Source organism: Ramlibacter sp. (assembly GCF_035655895.1).
Taxonomy (GTDB): Bacteria; Pseudomonadota; Gammaproteobacteria; order Burkholderiales; family Burkholderiaceae_C; genus Ramlibacter.
In genome coordinates, this window is record NZ_DASRTN010000013.1 from 447,446 (window position 1) to 465,178 (window position 17,733).

17 protein-coding genes and 1 tRNA gene are annotated in these 17,733 nt (G+C 67.1%); 15 read left to right on the top strand and 3 right to left on the bottom strand.

The features are described from left to right. Positions 1 to 115: 115 nt before the first annotated feature. Positions 116 to 1,168, bottom strand: a complete 1,053-nt coding sequence (locus VFE82_RS16540) for a S1C family serine protease (protein ID WP_325001411.1) — start codon at positions 1,166 to 1,168, stop codon at positions 116 to 118. Positions 1,169 to 1,309: 141 nt separating this feature from the next. On the opposite strand from VFE82_RS16540, the gene VFE82_RS16545 reads away from it, so the two are divergent. The 3 genes from VFE82_RS16545 to VFE82_RS16555 all read left to right on the top strand — a co-directional run bounded on the left by VFE82_RS16545 (position 1,310) and on the right by VFE82_RS16555 (position 3,741). After that, on the top strand, positions 1,310 to 2,740 hold the full coding sequence (locus VFE82_RS16545) for a mannose-1-phosphate guanylyltransferase/mannose-6-phosphate isomerase (protein ID WP_325001413.1): 1,431 nt from the start codon (positions 1,310 to 1,312) through the stop codon (positions 2,738 to 2,740). A gap of 62 nt (positions 2,741 to 2,802) precedes the next feature. Continuing rightward, positions 2,803 to 3,126, top strand: a complete 324-nt coding sequence (locus tag VFE82_RS16550; RefSeq protein ID WP_325001414.1) for an H-NS histone family protein — start codon at positions 2,803 to 2,805, stop codon at positions 3,124 to 3,126. Between the two features lie 189 nt (positions 3,127 to 3,315). Then, positions 3,316 to 3,741, top strand: a complete 426-nt coding sequence (locus VFE82_RS16555) for a hypothetical protein (RefSeq protein WP_325001415.1) — start codon at positions 3,316 to 3,318, stop codon at positions 3,739 to 3,741. Between the two features lie 58 nt (positions 3,742 to 3,799). Here VFE82_RS16555 and VFE82_RS16560 read toward each other — a convergent pair. Further along, positions 3,800 to 3,886, bottom strand: a tRNA-Leu gene (locus tag VFE82_RS16560). A 42-nt stretch (positions 3,887 to 3,928) separates the two neighbouring features. On the opposite strand from VFE82_RS16560, the gene cysM reads away from it, so the two are divergent. The 3 genes from cysM (at position 3,929) to cyaY (ending at position 5,847) form a co-directional block, all read left to right on the top strand. Then, positions 3,929 to 4,840, top strand: coding sequence for a cysteine synthase CysM (gene cysM, locus VFE82_RS16565; RefSeq protein WP_325001416.1), 912 nt, complete (start codon positions 3,929 to 3,931; stop codon positions 4,838 to 4,840). A 28-nt stretch (positions 4,841 to 4,868) separates the two neighbouring features. After that, on the top strand, positions 4,869 to 5,402 hold the full coding sequence (locus VFE82_RS16570; RefSeq protein ID WP_325001417.1) for an NUDIX hydrolase: 534 nt from the start codon (positions 4,869 to 4,871) through the stop codon (positions 5,400 to 5,402). 115 nt (positions 5,403 to 5,517) lie between these two features. After that, positions 5,518 to 5,847, top strand: coding sequence for an iron donor protein CyaY (gene cyaY, locus VFE82_RS16575; RefSeq protein WP_325001418.1), 330 nt, complete (start codon positions 5,518 to 5,520; stop codon positions 5,845 to 5,847). A 16-nt stretch (positions 5,848 to 5,863) separates the two neighbouring features. On the opposite strand, the gene VFE82_RS16580 is transcribed toward cyaY, so the two are convergent. Beyond that, positions 5,864 to 8,350 carry a penicillin-binding protein 1A gene (locus tag VFE82_RS16580; protein WP_325001420.1) on the bottom strand — a complete coding sequence of 829 codons (2,487 nt, stop codon included), beginning with the start codon at positions 8,348 to 8,350 and terminating at the stop codon, positions 5,864 to 5,866. Between the two features lie 271 nt (positions 8,351 to 8,621). Here VFE82_RS16580 and VFE82_RS16585 point away from each other — a divergent pair, with 271 nt between their 5' ends. From VFE82_RS16585 to VFE82_RS16625, 9 genes are all read left to right on the top strand, one after another. After that, positions 8,622 to 9,701 (top strand): pilus assembly protein PilM, encoded by a 1,080-nt coding sequence (locus VFE82_RS16585; protein WP_325001421.1) that lies wholly within the window; start codon positions 8,622 to 8,624, stop codon positions 9,699 to 9,701. Further along, the gene (locus VFE82_RS16590; RefSeq protein WP_325001422.1) at positions 9,698 to 10,348 is read left to right on the top strand and encodes a PilN domain-containing protein; all 651 of its coding nucleotides are present in this window, start codon (positions 9,698 to 9,700) and stop codon (positions 10,346 to 10,348) included. The genes VFE82_RS16585 and VFE82_RS16590 overlap by 4 nt, the downstream gene beginning before the upstream one ends. A gap of 6 nt (positions 10,349 to 10,354) precedes the next feature. Then, a complete protein-coding gene (locus VFE82_RS16595; protein WP_325001423.1) occupies positions 10,355 to 11,017 on the top strand; it encodes a type 4a pilus biogenesis protein PilO in 663 nt (220 codons plus the stop codon). Continuing rightward, entirely contained in the window at positions 11,014 to 11,553 is a 540-nt protein-coding gene (locus tag VFE82_RS16600) for a pilus assembly protein PilP (RefSeq protein ID WP_325001424.1), read from the top strand. Before VFE82_RS16595 ends, VFE82_RS16600 begins: the two co-directional genes overlap by 4 nt. A gap of 73 nt (positions 11,554 to 11,626) precedes the next feature. Beyond that, positions 11,627 to 13,654, top strand: coding sequence for a type IV pilus secretin PilQ (gene pilQ / locus VFE82_RS16605; protein ID WP_325001508.1), 2,028 nt, complete (start codon positions 11,627 to 11,629; stop codon positions 13,652 to 13,654). 6 nt (positions 13,655 to 13,660) lie between these two features. Further along, the gene (locus tag VFE82_RS16610) at positions 13,661 to 14,209 is read left to right on the top strand and encodes a shikimate kinase (RefSeq protein ID WP_325001425.1); all 549 of its coding nucleotides are present in this window, start codon (positions 13,661 to 13,663) and stop codon (positions 14,207 to 14,209) included. 30 nt (positions 14,210 to 14,239) lie between these two features. Continuing rightward, positions 14,240 to 15,349, top strand: coding sequence for a 3-dehydroquinate synthase (aroB, locus tag VFE82_RS16615; RefSeq protein ID WP_325001426.1), 1,110 nt, complete (start codon positions 14,240 to 14,242; stop codon positions 15,347 to 15,349). A gap of 11 nt (positions 15,350 to 15,360) precedes the next feature. Next, positions 15,361 to 16,524: a deoxyguanosinetriphosphate triphosphohydrolase gene (locus VFE82_RS16620; protein ID WP_325001427.1), complete on the top strand. Its 1,164-nt coding sequence runs from the start codon at positions 15,361 to 15,363 to the stop codon at positions 16,522 to 16,524. Next, positions 16,524 to 17,723: an MFS transporter gene (locus VFE82_RS16625; RefSeq protein WP_325001428.1), complete on the top strand. Its 1,200-nt coding sequence runs from the start codon at positions 16,524 to 16,526 to the stop codon at positions 17,721 to 17,723. Before VFE82_RS16620 ends, VFE82_RS16625 begins: the two co-directional genes overlap by 1 nt. Positions 17,724 to 17,733 lie beyond the last annotated feature (10 nt).

Here is a 17,733-nt window from a genome sequence, read left to right on the forward strand (position 1 = left end):
AAAGGCTCAGCCTGAAGGGGAAGGCTAGCCACGGCCGGGATGAAGGTCGCCGGAAAAGTTCAAGCGGCTGTGTAGGACTGCGGCCAGGCCCGCAGCGATGTGCGGCCTTTTGCGCTCAGATGCCGGCGGGCTTGGCAATCGTGGTCGTCCTATCCACGCCTCTGAGCGTCACGGCCCTGGTGATCGACCCGCGAAGCACCGTGAGGCGAACTTCCGCGTCAGGGCTGGGCCGCGCCCAGAGGTTTTTGTAGAACGTCTCCAGGGTGGCGACCTCCGTTCCGTCCACGGCGACCACCACGTCGCCGGGCTCGAGTCCCGCGGCTTCGGCGGGACTGTCCTTGGTGACGCGCACCACCTGGACGCGCCCCTGGCGCTCGGCCGACGTCAGGCCCAGCCAAGGTCTGCGGCTCTGTCGCGACGAGCCGTTCTGCTGCAACTCCGCCAGGATGGGCTTGAGCAGATCGACGGGAACGAACATGTTGCCTGGCAGTGGCTTGCCTTCGCCGCTCGCATCGCCGACCAGAAGGCTGCCGATGCCCAGCAGTTCGCCGCGCGAGTTGAGCAGCGCTGCCCCACTGTGGTTGCCGACCGGCGGACTGGTGAAAAACGCGGCATCGATGTGGTACTCCCAATAGCCGGAGAACGGCCGCTTCCCGACGACCTGGGCCATTGCGACCTCGCCGTCTTCACCACCGGTGGCGACAATCACCGCATCGCCCGGATGCAGGTCGGCCAACGCACCCATCTTGACCGGTCGAACCCCGCGCAAGGGCAGCAAGGGACGCACCAGTCCGAATCCCGTGGCCAAGTCGTAGGCCACGACGCGCGCTGGCATGCTTTGATTCGCATGCGTTGTGAGTTGGATTGTTTCGGCTTCAAGCACCAAGTAGCCGATGGTCAGGATCAGCCCATCGGCACCGATCACGACGCCGGAACCGCTGCGGCGCTGGCCCAGCGTGTCCGCCGAACGCGCCCCTCCAACTGCTGTGACCTCCACCCCGACGACCGCCGCGCGGCTCCGGGTCAACGCCTCGATGGCGGCTTGCTGTTGCGACTCGACGTTGGCGGCATGGGTCGGGATGCCGGGGACGGAGATCAGTGCCAGGGTACATGCCGCGAGCACCTGGCGGGCGGCTGGATGGAGAAGAGCTCGGAGGGCGCGGACCATGGAGACTCCTGGCAGTGGTCCCCCAGAATGCGCCGAAGCAAAGACCCCTGCAATCCGTCGACCGCCATTGCACGAAGTGGTCAATGATCAGCTGCCGAGCAGCCAAATGTTGCGCTAGCATCCTTTGAACACAGGAATCTCATGGCCTCCATTCAGCCCGTCATTCTCTGCGGTGGGTCCGGCACCCGGTTGTGGCCGCTCTCCCGCAAGGCATTCCCCAAGCAATTCGTTCCACTCGTGGATGGCCGGAGCCTGCTTTCGCTGACGCTGCAACGGGTCGGCAGCTTGGCAGACCCGGAGATCGGAGTCATCTGTGTCGGGTCGGAGGAGCATCGCTTCCTGGTGCAGGAGACACTGACCGCAACGCAGTTGACGGGCTCCATCATTCTCGAGCCGGTCGCCCGCAACACCGCGGCCGCGATGACGCTGGCGGCGCTGGCGGCGCATACTGGAGGCGAGCATGTCCTGCTCTTCTGTCCTTCCGACCACCACATCCCCGATGCCTCCGCGTTCGGGCGGATGGTCCGGGAGGCTGTGCCGGCCGCGCTCGAGGGGGCCATCGTCACATTCGGCGTTCAGCCGACCTTCCCGAGCACGGCCTATGGCTATATCAAGAAGGGCCAGCCGCGGGAAAACGGCGGACACACCGTTCGGCAATTCCTCGAAAAACCGGATGCATCTTCCGCCGAGCAATTGATCCTCGGCGGTGACGTTCTGTGGAATGCCGGAATCTTTCTCTGCACACCCGCAGCGTTTCTGGAAGGAATGGCGCAGCATGCTCCGGACATCTTGGCCAGCTGCCGTGTGGCCATGGCGGAGGCCAAGGTTGACGGCTCCTTTCGCCGGCCTGCTGCCGAGCCGCTGCAGCCCTGCCGATCGCAAAGCATCGACTACGCCGTCATCGAACGGCACCCCAATGTCGTGGTGTATCCATTCTCCGGCGCGTGGAGCGATGTCGGCAGCTGGAATGCCGTCGCGCAGATGTCCGCTGCTGACGCCGATGGAAATCGCGTCGAAGGCCGGGGATACGCGGTCGCCGCCAGGAACAACTTCATCCACGCACCGCACCGCTGCGTCGTCGCGCTCGGGGTGGATGACCTGCTGATCGTCGACACCCCCGACGCGGTGCTCGTGACCCGGCGCGACGCTGCCGAACAGGTGAAGGATGTGGTGGCCGAGTTGGAGCGGCGCGGCAGCCCAGAGGCCGTGAGTCATCGAAAGGTGGCGAGGCCGTGGGGGTTCTACGACTCGATCGAGGCGGGGGAGCGCTTCCAGGTCAAAAGGATCGTGGTCAAGCCACTCGCCTCCCTCAGCTTGCAACTGCACTACCACCGTGCCGAGCATTGGGTCGTCGTGCGCGGCACGGCAGAGGTCACGCGCGGCGCCGAGACCTTCCTGTTGACCGAAAACCAATCAACCTACATTCCACTGGGCGAAGTGCATCGCTTGCGCAATCCTGGCAAGACGCCGCTCGAGATGATCGAGGTGCAGTCCGGAAGCTATCTGGGCGAAGACGATATCGTTCGTGTCGAAGACGACTATGGACGGACGCCCGGCCGCCGGGATGGCTGAAGTATTTCAGAACACCATGCTTTCCATTAAATTCGGATTCCCGAACAAAAAGGAATTCGAAAATGGCGACGTATCTTGAGCTGAAGGAACAGGCCGAAAAGCTGATGGCCCAGGCCGAGCAGTTGCGGCAGCAGGAAACCGAGCAGGCGATTGCGGACATCAAGGACAAGATGAAGGCCTATGGTCTGACCGTGCGCGATCTCGGCTTCGGCGGCTCGCCACCCCCGGCAAGGTCCGGCCGCCGAAATGGCAATTCACCGAAGGCGCCTGCCAAATACCGCGGCCCGAATGGCGAAAGCTGGTCCGGCGGGCGTGGCCGCAAGCCGCAATGGGTCGTGGACGCACTGGCCCAAGGCAAATCGCTCGATCAATTCGAAATCCGCTGAGGCGCCCGCCCCGGGGCTATTCGGTGGCGACACGGTCCTACGCCATGATCGGAAACGGCCGAGCCAGGCATTGAGGCTCAGCCTGACTCGGCGGCTCTGCCACGCTGGCGATCATCTGTCCGGGGTCGATCTTGGTTGCGACCCCAGCCATGGAGGTTCCTTCGCCCGGCCCAGTGCCGGGCGTCTTTTTTGGACCGCAAGAAGGGAATGCTGCTGGCGCCCCGGCGTCGCATTTCTGGCACGTCCGGCGCGAAGAATCCGCATGGCGGGCCGATCCTGCGGCTTGCGCCTCGCTGCTCGACGGTGCGCCTCTACACTGCCGCGATGGAGCAATTCTGTCGAACCTGCCGCTTCAAGGGGCCCGCGATCGTCCAGGTCGAGAAGACGGCTGGTGCCGGCAGCCTGGTGGCCGCAGCCACGGCCTACTCGCTCTGCACGGCAATCCGGCACATGGGCACGGTCCGGGTCGGGCCGCACGACGTGTCGACGCAGGCAGACCAAGCGCAGCTGGCCCGAGCCGGCGGCGCCGGCGTTGCCGACCGGACCGGGCACGGCGCATCGCTGTGCATCACGGACGACTTCGGGTGCAATCGCTGGCTGCCTGCAGCGGCCTGAGGGACGCCTTGCCTGGTGCCGCATGTGAGATCGCAGCGGCCATGTGACCGATGCGATGTGGTGCCGGAGGCCGGAATCGAACCGGCACGGTGTTGCCACCGGCAGATTTTGAGTCTGCTGCGTCTACCGATTTCGCCACTCCGGCGGCGTTGAGAGCGCAAGCCAAAAATTATGGCACAGTGGTGCGATGGATCCGCGCCGCTATCCCACCATTGAAGACGCCGTGGGCAAGACGCCGCTCGTGGCGCTGCAGCGCATCGGCGCTGCCGAGAACCAGGCCCGCCGCAACGTCGTGCTCGGCAAGCTCGAAGGCAACAACCCTGCCGGTTCGGTCAAGGACCGGCCCGCGCTGTCGATGATCCGGCGCGCGGAGGAACGCGGCGAGATCAAGCCCGGCGACACCTTGATCGAGGCCACGTCCGGCAACACCGGCATCGCCTTGGCGATGGCCGCGGCGATCAAGGGCTACCGCATGGTCCTGATCATGCCGGAGGACCTGTCCATCGAGCGTGCGCAGACCATGAAGGCGTTCGGTGCTGAACTGGTCCTCACGCCCAAGAGCGGCGGCATGGAGTATGCCCGCGACCTGGCCGAGAACATGCAGCGCGAAGGCAAGGGCAAGGTGCTCGACCAGTTCGCCAATCCCGACAATCCGCGCATCCACTACGAGACCACCGGTCCCGAGTTGTGGGAGCAGACCGGCGGCCGCATCACCCACTTCGTGAGCGCCATGGGCACCACCGGCACCATCACGGGCGTGTCGCGGTACCTCAAGGAGAAGAGTCCGAGAGTGCAGATCGTGGGTGCGCAGCCCAGCGAGGGCTCTCGCATCCCGGGGATCCGCAAATGGCCGCAGGAGTACCTGCCGAAGATCTATGACCCCTCCCACGTCGACCAATTGGTCCTGGTGAGCCAGGACGATGCGGAAGAGATGTGCCGCCGCCTCGCGCGTGAGGAAGGCATCTTCGCGGGCATCTCGGCGGCGGGGGCCTGCTGGGTGGCGCAGCAGATCGCCGCCCAGGTGGAGAACGCCACCATCGTGTTCGTGGTGTGCGACCGCGGCGACCGCTATCTCTCCACCGGCGTCTTCCCGGCCTGATCGACCGCGCTCCCTCAGGACAGGACCCATGACCTCGCCCTACAAGTTCTGCCCGGCCTGCGCCACGGCGTTGCAGCCGATCGTCCTGCAGGAGGATGGCGGACCCAAGGAGCGCCTGCGCTGCCCAGCCTGCGGCTGGACACACTGGAACAACCCGACGCCGGTGCTCGCGGCGGTGGTGGAGTACCAAGGACAAATCCTGCTGGCGCGCAACGCCGCCTGGCCGGGGAAGATGTACGCCCTGATCACCGGTTTCATGGAAGCCGGCGAGACGCCCCAGGATGGCATCTCGCGCGAGGTGAAGGAAGAGACGAACCTCGACGTGACCTCGCTCTCGCTGATCGGCGTCTACGACTTCCGGCGCATGAACCAGGTCATCATCGCCTATGCGGTGCAGGCGCGCGGCGAGGTGCGGCTGTCGCCGGAGCTGGCGGACTACAAGCTGTACGACCACGGCCAGGTGAAGTGCTGGCCGGCCGGGACCGGCTACGCGCTGGCCGACTGGCTGCGCGGCAAAGGCTACGAACCGCAGTTCATCGAAGGCTTCAAGCGGCCAGATTGAGCCAGGCGCGAGCGGGAAACGGCTGACCTACGTCGGCTGCGGCGTCGATGCCCCGAGCGCGTTTCGCAATAATCGGCCCAATGTCCCACCGCCTGCACACGTTGACGAGCCCGCAATGACCGATCCCGAGTACATGGACCATGCCGAAGCCCTGCTGCGAGCGGTGGAGGCGAGTTGCGACCGGATCAATGACGCCACCGATGCCGACGTCGACAGCCAGCGGGTGGGTGGCATGGTCACCCTGACGTTCCGCAACGGCAGCCAAATCATCGTCAATCTGCAGAAGCCGCTGCAGGAGGTGTGGCTCGCGGCCAAGGCCGGCGGCTTCCATTACCGCTTTGACGGGACCCGCTGGATGGACACGAAGGGGCAGGGCGAGTTCTTCGAGAACCTCACCCTCCAGGCCTCCCACCAGGGCGGCCAGCCGCTCACCTTCAGCGCCTGAGCGGCGCTTTCCGCACTCAGTTGCGGAACAGGTCGAGAATGCCGCGACGCTCTTCTGGAGGGCGCTGCGGGGCGGGCGGCACGCCGCCCGAGTTCAGCAGGCTCTTGTCGGCCGCCGCTCCCACGCCTCCCGGCGTGCCGGCTTCGCCCCCGGGGCTGACCGGCGCCGGAACGGCGGGGTCGCTGGGGGCGGGCACCGGCAGGCCCAGGCTGCTGACACCGCCGCCGCGCGAATACTCTTCGTAGAACCACTCGCCGCCGACGTTGACCACGCCTTCCGGTGCGGCCGGCGAGACCTCGGGCACACCCTTGAGCGCCGATTCCATGAAGTTGATCCAGACCGGCAGGCTCATGCTGCCGCCCGTCTCGCGGTCGCCCAAGGGGCGCGGGTTGTCATACCCCATCCAAACGACCGCGACCAGGGACGGATGGAAACCGTTGAACCAGGTGTCGATCGAGTCGTTGGTGGTGCCGGTCTTGCCGTAAACGTCTCCCCGCTTGAGGATGCGCTGGGCCGCGGCGGCCGTGCCCGAGCGGGTGATCTCCTGCAGCAGCCGATCCATGATGAAGGCATTGCGTGCATCGATGGCGCGCATCGCCTCGGTGGGCAGCGGCGGCTGGGTCTCCACCAGCACCTTGCCGCGGTGGTCGGTCACCTTCCGGATCAGCCACGGGTTGACGCGGTAGCCACCGTTGGCGAACACGGCATAACCGGTGGCCATCTGCATCGGCGTGACGGACCCGGCCCCCAGCGCCATTGTCAGGTAGGCCGGATGCTTTTCCGCCTCAAACCCGAACCGGGTGATCCAGTCCTGGGCGTTCTGCGTTCCCACCGCCTGGAGGATGCGGATGGACACCATGTTCTTGGACTTCGCCAGAGCCGAGTGCAGCGGCATCGGTCCTTCGAACTTGCCGTCGTAGTTCTTCGGTTCCCAGGGCTGGCCGCCGGTCACGCCCGCATCGAAGAACAGCGGCGCGTCGTTCACGATCGTGGCCGGCGTGAAGCCCTTCTCGAGAGCGGCGGAATAGATGAACGGCTTGAAGCCCGAGCCCGGCTGCCGCCAGGCCTGGGTCACGTGGTTGAACTTGTTCTTGTAGAAGTCGAATCCCCCGACCATCGCCTGCACGCCACCGGTGCGTGGGTCGAGCGCCACGAAGGCACCTTCGACCTCGGGGAGCTGGGTGATCTCCCAGGTGTTCTTGGGTGTGCGGACGACACGGATCACCGCGCCGGGGCGGATCTTGATCTTCGGCGGCGCCTTGTCGGACAGGCCCGACTGGGCCGGGCGCAAACCTTCGCCCACGATCTCGAAGCGCTCCGCGTTCTGGCGGATCGCGACGATGCGCTTGGGACTGGCCTCGAGGACCACGGCCGCCATGACGTCGCCGTTGTCGGGGTGTTCGGCCAGGGCGTCGTCCACGACGTCGTCCAGGTCCTTCTTGTCGGCCGGCAGATCGATGAACTCCTCGGGGCCGCGGTAGATCTGGCGGCGTTCGTAGTCCATGATGCCCTTGCGCAGGGCCCTGTAGGCGACCTCCTGCTGGGCGGCGTTCACCGTGGTGACCACGTTCAGGCCGCGTGTGTAGGCCTCCTCGCCGTACTGGGCGAACACCAGCTGCCGCACCGTCTCGGCCACGTATTCGGCGTGCACGCGGCCATGGTCGCTGGCGGGTCGGATCTTCAGTTCCTGTCGCTTGGCGGCTTCGGCCTGATCGGCCGTGATGAAGCCGTTCTCGGCCATGCGCTCGATGATGTACTGCTGGCGGGAGCGGGCGCGGCTCGGGTTGCTGATCGGGTTGTAGGCCGACGGGGCCTTGGGCAGGCCGGCCAGCATCGCCGCCTCGGCGATGGTCAGGTCCTTCATGGGCTTGCCGAAATACGCCTCGGACGCCGCCGCGAAGCCGTAGGCCCGGTTGCCCAGGAAGATCTGGTTCATGTAGATCTCGAGGATCTGGTCCTTCGTGAGCAGGTGTTCCAGCTTGAAGGTCAGCAGGACCTCGTACAGCTTGCGCGTGAAGGTCTTCTCCGACGACAGATAGACGTTGCGGGCCACCTGCATCGTGATGGTCGACGCGCCCTGGCTCTTGGCTCGCCCCATGTTCGCGACGGCGGCGCGCAGCAGGCCCCGGTAGTCGATGCCGCTGTGCGAGTAGAAGCGGGCATCTTCGATCGCCAGCACGGCGTTCTTCATCACGGCCGGGATCTGCGCGATGGGGGTCAGGTTGCGGCGCTCCTCCCCGAACTCGCCGAGCATCACGCCGTCGGACGAGTACACGCGCAGGGGCAGCTTGGGCCGGTAATCCGACAGCTCCGAGATGTCCGGCAGGTTGGGATAGGCCACGGCAAGCGCCACGGCCACCAGGATGAGGACCGACAGCGCTGCAGCAGCAACGGCGCCGGCGCACCACAACAGGGCGCGGCCGATCCGGCTCTGCCAGGTGCCGTCGCCTCCCGTCTTGCGGCGGCGGGCGGATGAGTCGTCAGAGCGGGAATCGGTGGGCATAAGACAAAGGGCTGAAGCCCGCGCAGATTATAGAAATCGACCTGCAGCTCACTGTCGGGCTGGAAAACGTCGGGCCAAGGCGAACCTGCACGAACCTCGCAACACCTGCTGCCGAGGTTGCGCATGAGACCTCATCCACGTCGGTTTTTGGCAACGGTCTGTACAGGGCTCGCCGGGAAATTCCTTTGGGCGACAAGGATGTTACTGCTAGCATTGAAGTGGAATCTTAAGTTTGTTACCACTCGCAGACATGCGGGGGAGGAGTTCCAAGTTGATCTCTCTGGGATCGTTGTTGAGCCGGCAACCGGCGCCCCTGCTGGGCATGGACATCAGCTCATCGAGCGTGAAGCTGGTGGAGCTCGGGCGGGATAAGTCGGGCACTCTGGTGCTCGAGCGTTGTGCAATGGAGCCGCTCGAACGCGGCTGGATCACGGACGGCAACGTCGAGAAATTCGACGAAGTCGCGGACGCGATCCGGCGGCTGGTCAAGAAGAGCGGCACGCGCACGCGCAATGTGGCGATGGCGTTGCCGCCATCGGCCGTGATCACCAAGAAGATCATTCTTCCGGGTGGGCTCAGCGAGCAGGAGCTGGAGGTGCAGGTCGAGGCCGAGGCCAACCAGTACATCCCGTTCTCGCTGGACGAAGTGAGTCTCGACTTCTGCGTGGTCGGGCCGAGCCCGGCGTCTGCAGGCGATGTCGAGGTGCTGATCGCCGCCTCCCGCAAGGAGAAGGTTCAGGACCGCCAGGGTCTGGCCGAGGCGGCAGGACTCAAGCCGGTCGTCCTCGACATCGAGTCCTACTCGTCGCGCCTGGCTGCGGGCCGCCTGATCCAGTCGCTGCCCAATGACGGTGTCGACACCATGGTGGCGCTGTTCGAAGTCGGTGCGTTCACCACCAGCATGCAGGTGATCCGCAACGACGAGGTCCTGTACGACCGCGACCAGGCCTTCGGCGGCGCCCAGCTCACCCAGCTGATCGTGCGCCAGTACGGCTTCTCGCCCGAGGAAGCCGAAGCCAAGAAGCGCAATGGCGAGCTGCCCGACGATTACGAAGGCGCCGTGCTGCGCCCCTTCGTCGACAGCATGGCCCAGGAAGTGGCCCGCGCGCTGCAGTTCTTCTTCACCAGCACGCCCCACAACCGCGTCGACCACATCATGCTGGCCGGTGGGTCCGCGGCCCTGCCCGGGCTGAACGACGCCGTGACGGCCCAAACGTCCTTCCCGTGTGCCCTGGCCGATCCCTTCGACGGCATGCGCCTGGGCAGCGGCGTGCGGGAGAAGAAGCTGCGGCGCGAAGCGCCGTCCTACCTGACTTCGTGCGGTCTGGCGATGCGGAGGTTCCTGCAGTGATCCTGATCAACCTGTTGCCGCACCGCGAGGCGGCACGCAAACGCCGGCGCGAGACATTCTTCGCGTCGCTTGGCCTCGCGGGGCTTGCAGCCGGCGTCGTCGCGGGCGTCATCTTCCTCTGGTACCAGACCCAGATTTCGCACCAGCAGACCAAGAACATGGTCCTGCAGACCGAGATCAAGCGGCTGGAAAACCAGATCAAGGAAATCTCGACCCTCCAGCAGGAAATCGCCTCGCTGCGCGCTCGCCAGCAGGCCGTGGAAGACCTGCAGGCCGACCGCAACATGCCCGTGCACCTGCTCAACGAGCTGGTGCGCCAGCTGCCGGATGGCGTCTACATCACCAGTGTCCGCCAGGACAACCAGCTGGTGAACCTGACCGGGGTGGCGCAATCCAACGAGCGCGTGTCCGAGTTGTTGCGCAATCTGGGTGGCAACAGCCCTTACCTGACCCGTCCCGAGCTGGTCGAAATCGTGGCGGCGTCGGTCGCGCTCAGCCCGCGCGACACGCGCCGTGTCGCCAACTTCAACATGCGCGTGCGTCTGCTGCGGTCCAGCGAAGTCAACAAAGCGGCCGGTGCGGCATCCGCCGCCTCGGGAGCGTCGGCCGCAGCCCTGGCCGCACCCGCGGCGCCTGCCAAGAGCTGATCCACCATGGCCAATACCGCCCCCAAATTCGACCTGGCCGCCCTTCAGCAGAAGGTCGTTTCCCAGTTCCAGGGACTCGATCCCAACGATCCGGCCACCTGGCCGCTGCTGCCGCGCCTCCTGGCGTGCCTGGGCCTGATGGTCCTCATCGTCGCCGGCCTCTGGTTCGCCTGGCTGGAAACATCTGACCAGGAACTCGAAGCCGAGCGCAAGAAGGAGCAGGCGCTCAAGGCCGACTATTCGCAAAAATTGGCGCAGGCCGTCAACCTGGAAGCGTTGAAGAAGCAGCGCGAGCAGGTGCAGCAGTACGTCACCCAGCTTGAAAAGCAGCTGCCGAGCAAGGCCGAGATGGACGCGCTGCTGTCGGACATCAACCAGGCGGGCCTGGGGCGCAGCCTGAGCTTCGAGCTGTTCCGCCCCGGGCAGGTCAGCGTCAAGGAGTACTACGCGGAGCTGCCGATTTCGGTTCGCGTGACCGGCCGCTACCACGACATCGGCGCATTCGCATCTGACATCGCCAACCTGTCGCGGATCGTGACCCTCAACAACCTCAACGTCTCCCCCGCCAAGGACGGCGCGCTACTGATGGATGCGACAGCCAAGACCTTCCGCTATCTCGATGCGGAAGAAGTCGACAAGCAGCGCAAGGCAGGAGGACCCAAGAAATGAACGCCATCCGCATGGCGCCCCTGTTGCTGGTGCTGACCCTCGCTGCCTGCGCCTCGTCGCAGCAGGAGGAGATCCAGCAGTGGATGAACGAGCAGCGGGCACAGACCAAGCCGAAGGTGCAGCCGATTCCGGAGCCGAAGAAGTTCAGTCCGCAGGCCTACATCATGGAGGCGGCCTTCGACCCGTTCAGCAACCAGAAACTCACGCAGGCACTCAAGCGCGAGACGGCGCAATCGACGTCCAGCGCGGCGTTGCTGGCGCCTGAACTGGCGCGCCGCAAGGAACCGCTGGAGAGCTATCCGCTGGACACCATGGCGATGGTGGGAAGCCTGCTCAAGCAGGGCCAGCCGGTCGCGCTGGTGAAGGTGGACAACCTGCTGTACCAGGTCCGCCCCGGCAACTACCTTGGCCAGAACTACGGCCGCATCCTCAAGGTGAGCGAGGCGGAAGTGGTGCTGCGGGAAATCGTGCAGGACGCGGCGGGCGAGTGGATCGAGCGCCCCGCGACGCTCCAATTGCAAGAGAGGTCGAAATGAACAAACAGAAACTGATGGCTTGGGGGAGGCTCCTGGCCTGTGTGGGGGGCTGCTGGCGTTCGCCCAGACGGCCATGGCGCAGGCGCAGACACTGGTGGAGTCGGTGAGCACTTCGGTGCAGGGTGGGGTGGAGGTCGTGCGCATCGACTTCTCGCAGCCGCTTCCCGCCGTGCCGGCCGGCTTCACGATCCAGTCGCCCGCCCGCATCGCGCTCGATGTGCCCGGGGCCGGCAACGGCATGGGCCGCGCCTCGGTCGAGATGAACCAGGGCAACGTGCGTTCCGTCAACGTGGTCACCGCAGGTGAGCGGACGCGCCTGGTGCTCAACCTCAAGGCCGCCACGGGCTACAAGGCCCAGCTGGACGGCCGTTCGCTGCTGGTCGCGCTCGACCCGGTCGGCGCGTCCGTCGCGCCGCTGGCGAGCAGCCAGGGTGCATTTGCCGAGAGCCGCAGCCGGGATGCGCAACCAATCAAGGACCTCGACTTCCGCCGTGGCGCCGACAGCGCTGGCCGCGTGGTCGTGGAACTGCCGAATAACCAGGTCGGTGTGGACATCCGCCAGCAAGGCCAGAACCTGGTGGTGGACTTCCTCAAGTCCACCCTGCCGGAAGGCCTGCGCCGTCGCCTCGACGTGACGGACTTCGGCACGCCCGTCCAGAGCGTGACCACGACCCAGGTCGGCGATCGTGTCCGCGTGGTCATCGAGCCCAAGGGCACGTGGGAACACAGCGCCTACCAGAGCGACAACCAGTTCGTGGTCGAGGTCCGCCAGCCGAAGATCGACCCGAACAAGCTGTCGCAGGGTCCGGGCTACACCGGCGAGAAGCTCTCGTTGAACTTCCAGAACATCGAGGTGCGTTCGCTGCTGCAGGTGATCGCCGATTTCACCAACTTCAACATCGTGACCTCCGACTCGGTCACCGGCGCGGTCACGCTGCGCCTGAAGGATGTTCCCTGGGACCAGGCGCTGGACATCATCCTGCAGGCCAAGGGCCTGGGCCTGCGCAAGACCGGCAACGTGCTGTGGATCGCCCCGAAGGACGAGATCGCTGCGAAGGAGAAGCTGGACCTCGAGGCACGCGCCGCCATCCAGAGCCTGGAGCCGCTGCGCACCCAGTCGTTCCAGCTGAACTACACGCGCGCTGCCGACATCGCCGGCCAGCTCACCGCCGGGCCCGTCGCCAACCGCGTGCTCAGCGCCCGCGGCAGCGTCATCGCCGAACCGCGCACCAACCAGCTGTTCGTGACCGACATCCCGAGCCGGCTCGAGAGCGTGCAGGATCTGATCGGCAAGCTCGACATCGCCGTGCGGCAGGTCCTGATCGAGGCCCGCATCGTGGAAGCCTCGGACACGTTCGGCAAGTCGCTGGGCGTGCGCCTGGGCGGCCGTCCGTTCACCCTGAACGGAAGCCAGAACACGATGTTTGGTGCCACGTACATCAACCCGAACGTGCCCACCGGTACGACGCCAGTCCTAGGCGAGAACATCGGAACGACGGCAGGAAGCTTCGTGAACCTTCCGTCTGCCGGCGTCGGGGGCTTCGCTCCCGCCACATTCGCGCTGTCGCTGTTCGAATCGCGTCTGACACGTCTCTTGAACCTCGAGATCTCGGCCCTGGAAGCGGACGGCAAAGGTAAGCTGGTGTCCAGCCCCCGCGTCGTCACCGCGGACAAGACCAAGGCGCTGATCGAGCAGGGCACGGAGTTCCCCTACCAGCAGGCCACGTCCAGCGGCGCGACCTCCGTCGCATTCCGCCGGGCCACGCTGAAGCTGGAGGTCACGCCCCAGATCACGCCCGAGGGCAACGTGATCCTGGACCTGGACATCAGCAAGGACAGCCGCGGCGAGACCACGGCCGCGGGCATCGCCATCAACACCAAGCACATCCGCACCCAGGTGCTGGTGGAGAACGGCGGCACGGTGGTGATCGGCGGCATCTTCGAGATGAACGAACTGGAGAGCGAAACGAAGGTGCCGGTGCTGGGCGACATCCCGGTGATGGGCAACCTGTTCAAGAACCGCGAGCGCAGCTCCAACAAGCAGGAGATGCTGGTGTTCATCACGCCGAAGATGATCGCCGACCGCGGCGCGGCGCGCTGACCTGACTTGATCCCCCGGGCCGACCACCTCCACACGCTGGTGCTGGTCGGCCTGCCCGGCTCGGGCAAGTCGACGGTCGGACGCCAGCTCGCCCGTCGGCTGCGGATTCCCTTCACCGACTCCGACCACGTCATCAAGCAGCGCATCGGCTGCTCGATCCGCGAGTACTTCCAGCGCGAGGGGGAGGCGAGCTTCCGCGATCTCGAGCAGCAGGTGCTGGCCGAGATCGTTGCAGGCCGCCAGTGCGTGCTGGCCACCGGCGGTGGCGCCGTGCTGCGGGAAGCCAATCGGCAGAAGCTGCGGGAAGCCGGCCCGGTGGTCTACCTCCATGCCACCGCCGGCGAGCTCTGGCGGCGGCTGCGACGGGACGCCCAGCGTCCGCTGCTGCAGGTGCCCGATCCGCAGGACAAGTTGCGCCAGCTGTTTGCCGAGCGGGATCCGCTGTACCGGGAAACGGCCGACTTCGTCGTCGAGACCGGCCGGCCATCGGTGAACACGCTGGTCAACATGATCACCATGCAACTGGAGCTGGCAGGCCTGCTGGGCACCGGCTGAGGCGCGGTCGGCCGCTTACACTGCGGCCCTATGTCCGCCGCATCGCACGAGCCATCCGTGCTGCACGAGGTCGCCATCGATCTGGGCGACCGCAGCTACCCCATTCGCATCGGCACGGGCCTTCTCGGGGCGTTCGGCACCTGGTCGGGCCTGCCACGCTCGGCGGCGGCGCTGGTGGTCACCAACGACACCGTTGCACCACTGTACTTGGAGGCACTGTGCCTGGCGCTGCGGCCGCACTACGCCACGGTGCACAAGGTCGTGCTGCCGGACGGCGAGGCGCACAAGGACTGGCAGACCCTCAACCGCATCTTCGACGGCCTGCTGGGACATGCGTGCGATCGCAAGACGGTCCTGTTCGCGCTGGGCGGGGGCGTCGTCGGCGACATGACGGGGTTCGCGGCGGCGTGCTACATGCGCGGGGTCCCGTTCGTGCAAGTACCGACCACGCTGCTGGCGCAGGTCGACTCCTCGGTAGGAGGCAAGACGGCCATCAACCACCCGCTCGGCAAGAACATGGTCGGCGCGTTCCACCAGCCCGCGCTGGTCGTCTGCGACCTTGACACCCTGGTCACGCTGCCGGATCGCGAGTTCAGCGCCGGGCTCGCCGAGGTGATCAAGTACGGGCCGATCGCCGACATGGCCTTCCTCGACTGGATCGAGGCCCACCTCGGCGAACTGCTGCGGCGCGAGTCGCAGGCCGTCGCGCATGCGGTGCGCCGCAGCTGCGAGATCAAGGCGTGGGTGGTGGGGCAGGACGAGCGCGAGGCCGGCCTGCGCGCGATCCTGAACTTCGGCCACACCTTCGGACATGCCATCGAGGCCGGACTGGGGTACGGCGAGTGGTTGCACGGCGAGGCGGTCGGGTGCGGCATGGTCATGGCCCTGCAACTGTCGCAGCGTCTCGGACTGGTCGATGCGGGTTTCGTCGAGCGCCTGACCCGCCTGATCGAGGCGGCCGGCCTGCCGGTGCGCGGGCCCGCCCTGGGGCCGGATCGCTATCTCGAGCTGATGCGCCTGGACAAGAAGTCGGAAGCCGGCGACATCCGCTTCGTCGTGATCGAGGCCCCGGGTCGGGCCGGCGTGCGGGCCGCGCCCGAGGCGCTGGTGCGGGACGTCGTGCGGCACTGCACGGCCTGAGGCAGCTGGCCATGTCGCATCCGGATGGGGCAGAGCAGGGACGTCCGGCACGTGCCGCGTACGCCAGCGACCCGTCACGTTCGCGCGGACGGCGCCACCCGGAAGCCGCGGCCCCGACACGGACCGAGTACCAGCGCGATCGGGACCGAATCGTCCATTCCACCGCTTTCCGCCGACTGGTCTACAAGACCCAGGTCTTCCTGAACCACGAGGGCGACCTGTTCCGCACCCGCATGACGCACTCGCTGGAGGTCGCGCAACTCGGGCGGTCCATCGCGCGCCCACTGGGCCTGGACGAAGACCTCGTCGAGGCGATCGCGCTGGCGCACGACCTCGGGCACACACCGTTCGGCCACGCCGGCCAGGACGCCCTGGACGACTGCATGGCCGGCCACGGCGGGTTCGAGCACAATCTGCAGAGCCTGCGGGTGGTCGACTCCCTGGAGGAGCGCTACCCCTGCTTCGACGGTCTCAATCTCACCTTCGAGACGCGTGAAGGCGTGCTCAAGCATTGCTCGCGGGCCAATGCGCAGCGGCTGGAGGAGCTGGAGCCCGGCGGTGTGGGCCGGCGCTTCCTGGAGCGCACGCAGCCTGGCCTCGAGGCGCAGTTGTGCAACCTGGCCGACGAGATCGCCTACAACGCACACGACATCGACGACGGCGTCCGTTCCGGGTTGCTCACCCTCGAGCAGCTGGACGCGGTCGAGCTGTTTGCCAGCTTCCGCGACGAGGCGCTCGCCGATCATCCGCACCTGGAGGGGCGCCGACTGCTCTACGAAGCGATCCGCCGCATGCTGAGCGCGCAGGTCTACGACGTCATCGCGGCCACGCGGCAGGCCCTGGAGGACGGCAAGGTGCGCAGCGCCGACGAGGCGCGGCGCTCATCGCCCGTTGTGCGCTTCAGCGAGCCGATGCGGACCCGCTCCTCGGCCCTGAAGCACTTCCTGCTGCGCAACCTGTACCGGCATCCGCAGGTGGTCGAGACCACCGGCCAGGCCAAGCGGGTCGTGCGCGAGCTCTTCGCCGCCTACGCCGACGACCCGTCGCAACTGCAGGCGGGATTCGCGGCGCGGCCCGACCGCGAGCGGGCGATCGCCGACTACATCGCCGGCATGACCGACCGCTTCGCGGCGCGCGAACACGAGCGGCTCACCGGTCGCCGGCTGCTGCCCTGATGCGGCGGCTCCAGGGCGTCCCGGCGGCATGGCTGGTCGTGCTGGGCGGGGTGGCCGCGGCCCTGCACGTCGGCAAGCTTCCGCCCGCCCTGCCCGTGCTGCGGCAGACGCTGGGGCTGGGCCTCGTCGAAGCCGGTTTCCTGTTGTCCCTGGTCCAGCTGGCGGGGATGACACTCGGATTGCTGGTCGGATTGGCGGCAGACCGCTTCGGCCTGCGCCGCACCATGCTCACCGGCCTGCTGGTCACCGGGGCGGCCAGCCTGGCCGGCGGCCAGGCCAGTTCGGTGCCGCTGCTGCTCGTGCTCCGGGGCCTGGAAGGTCTGGGGTTCCTGCTCGCTTCGATGCCCGCGCCGGCGTTGATCCGCCGGCTGGTGCCTGCGCAGCGCATGAGCGCGATGCTGGGCGTGTGGGGCGCCTACATGCCGTTCGCGACCGCGGCGGCTCTGCTGGCCGGCCCCGCCTGGATCGGTTGGGCGGGCTGGATGGCCTGGTGGTGGCTGCTGGGCGTGCTGTCGCTCGGCGCCGCGCTGGCCCTCGCCGTCGCGGTGCCGCCCGATCCGGGGTCGCCCGGCCCGCCCCTTCCCTGGCGTGCCGCCATCGCGCGGACACTGCGCGCCCCCGGGCCCTGGATGGTCGCGCTTGCCTTCGGGGCCTACTCGGCGCAATGGCTCGCGGTCGTCGGCTTCCTGCCGGCGATCTACCTGGAGGCGGGCCTTGCACCGGCCACCGCCGCGGTCGCCACCGCACTTGCCGCCGCGGTGAACATGGGTGGCAACCTCGCATCCGGGCGGCTGTTGCAGCGGGGCGTGGGCGCGCGGCAACTGCTCACCGCAGGTTTCCTGACGATGGGCGCCGGCAGCATCGTCGCGTTCGCTCCCTGGGGTGGCGACGGCGCGCCTGCCGCAGCGGTGCGCTACGCCGCCATCCTCGCCTTCTCGCTGGTGGGCGGCATCATCCCGGGCACGCTGTTCTCGCTTGCCGTGCGTGTCGCGCCGGGCGAGGGGACGGTCTCCGCGACGGTGGGCTGGATGCAGCAGTGGTCGGCGCTCGGGCAGTTCGCCGGACCGCCGCTGGTGGCCTGGGTCGCCGCGCGCGCGGGCGGCTGGCAGTGGAGCTGGACCGTCACGACCGGCTGCGCGGCCTGCGGCCTTGTGCTGGCGCGCTGGGCGGGCCTGCTGGAGGCACGGCGCGGCGCCTAGAATCGCCGCT

Coding starts and splice junctions, on each gene's coding strand:
- VFE82_RS16540 (WP_325001411.1), bottom strand. CDS start 1,168: ATGGTCCGCGCCCTCCGAGCTCTTCTCCATCCAGCCGCCCGCCAGGTG.
- VFE82_RS16580 (WP_325001420.1), bottom strand. CDS start 8,350: ATGCCCACCGATTCCCGCTCTGACGACTCATCCGCCCGCCGCCGCAAG.
- VFE82_RS16550 (WP_325001414.1), top strand. CDS start 2,803: ATGGCGACGTATCTTGAGCTGAAGGAACAGGCCGAAAAGCTGATGGCC.
- aroB (WP_325001426.1), top strand. CDS start 14,240: ATGTCCGCCGCATCGCACGAGCCATCCGTGCTGCACGAGGTCGCCATC.
- VFE82_RS16545 (WP_325001413.1), top strand. CDS start 1,310: ATGGCCTCCATTCAGCCCGTCATTCTCTGCGGTGGGTCCGGCACCCGG.
- VFE82_RS16600 (WP_325001424.1), top strand. CDS start 11,014: ATGAACGCCATCCGCATGGCGCCCCTGTTGCTGGTGCTGACCCTCGCT.
- cysM (WP_325001416.1), top strand. CDS start 3,929: ATGGATCCGCGCCGCTATCCCACCATTGAAGACGCCGTGGGCAAGACG.
- VFE82_RS16625 (WP_325001428.1), top strand. CDS start 16,524: ATGCGGCGGCTCCAGGGCGTCCCGGCGGCATGGCTGGTCGTGCTGGGC.
- VFE82_RS16570 (WP_325001417.1), top strand. CDS start 4,869: ATGACCTCGCCCTACAAGTTCTGCCCGGCCTGCGCCACGGCGTTGCAG.
- VFE82_RS16620 (WP_325001427.1), top strand. CDS start 15,361: ATGTCGCATCCGGATGGGGCAGAGCAGGGACGTCCGGCACGTGCCGCG.
- VFE82_RS16595 (WP_325001423.1), top strand. CDS start 10,355: ATGGCCAATACCGCCCCCAAATTCGACCTGGCCGCCCTTCAGCAGAAG.
- pilQ (WP_325001508.1), top strand. CDS start 11,627: ATGGCGCAGGCGCAGACACTGGTGGAGTCGGTGAGCACTTCGGTGCAG.
- cyaY (WP_325001418.1), top strand. CDS start 5,518: ATGACCGATCCCGAGTACATGGACCATGCCGAAGCCCTGCTGCGAGCG.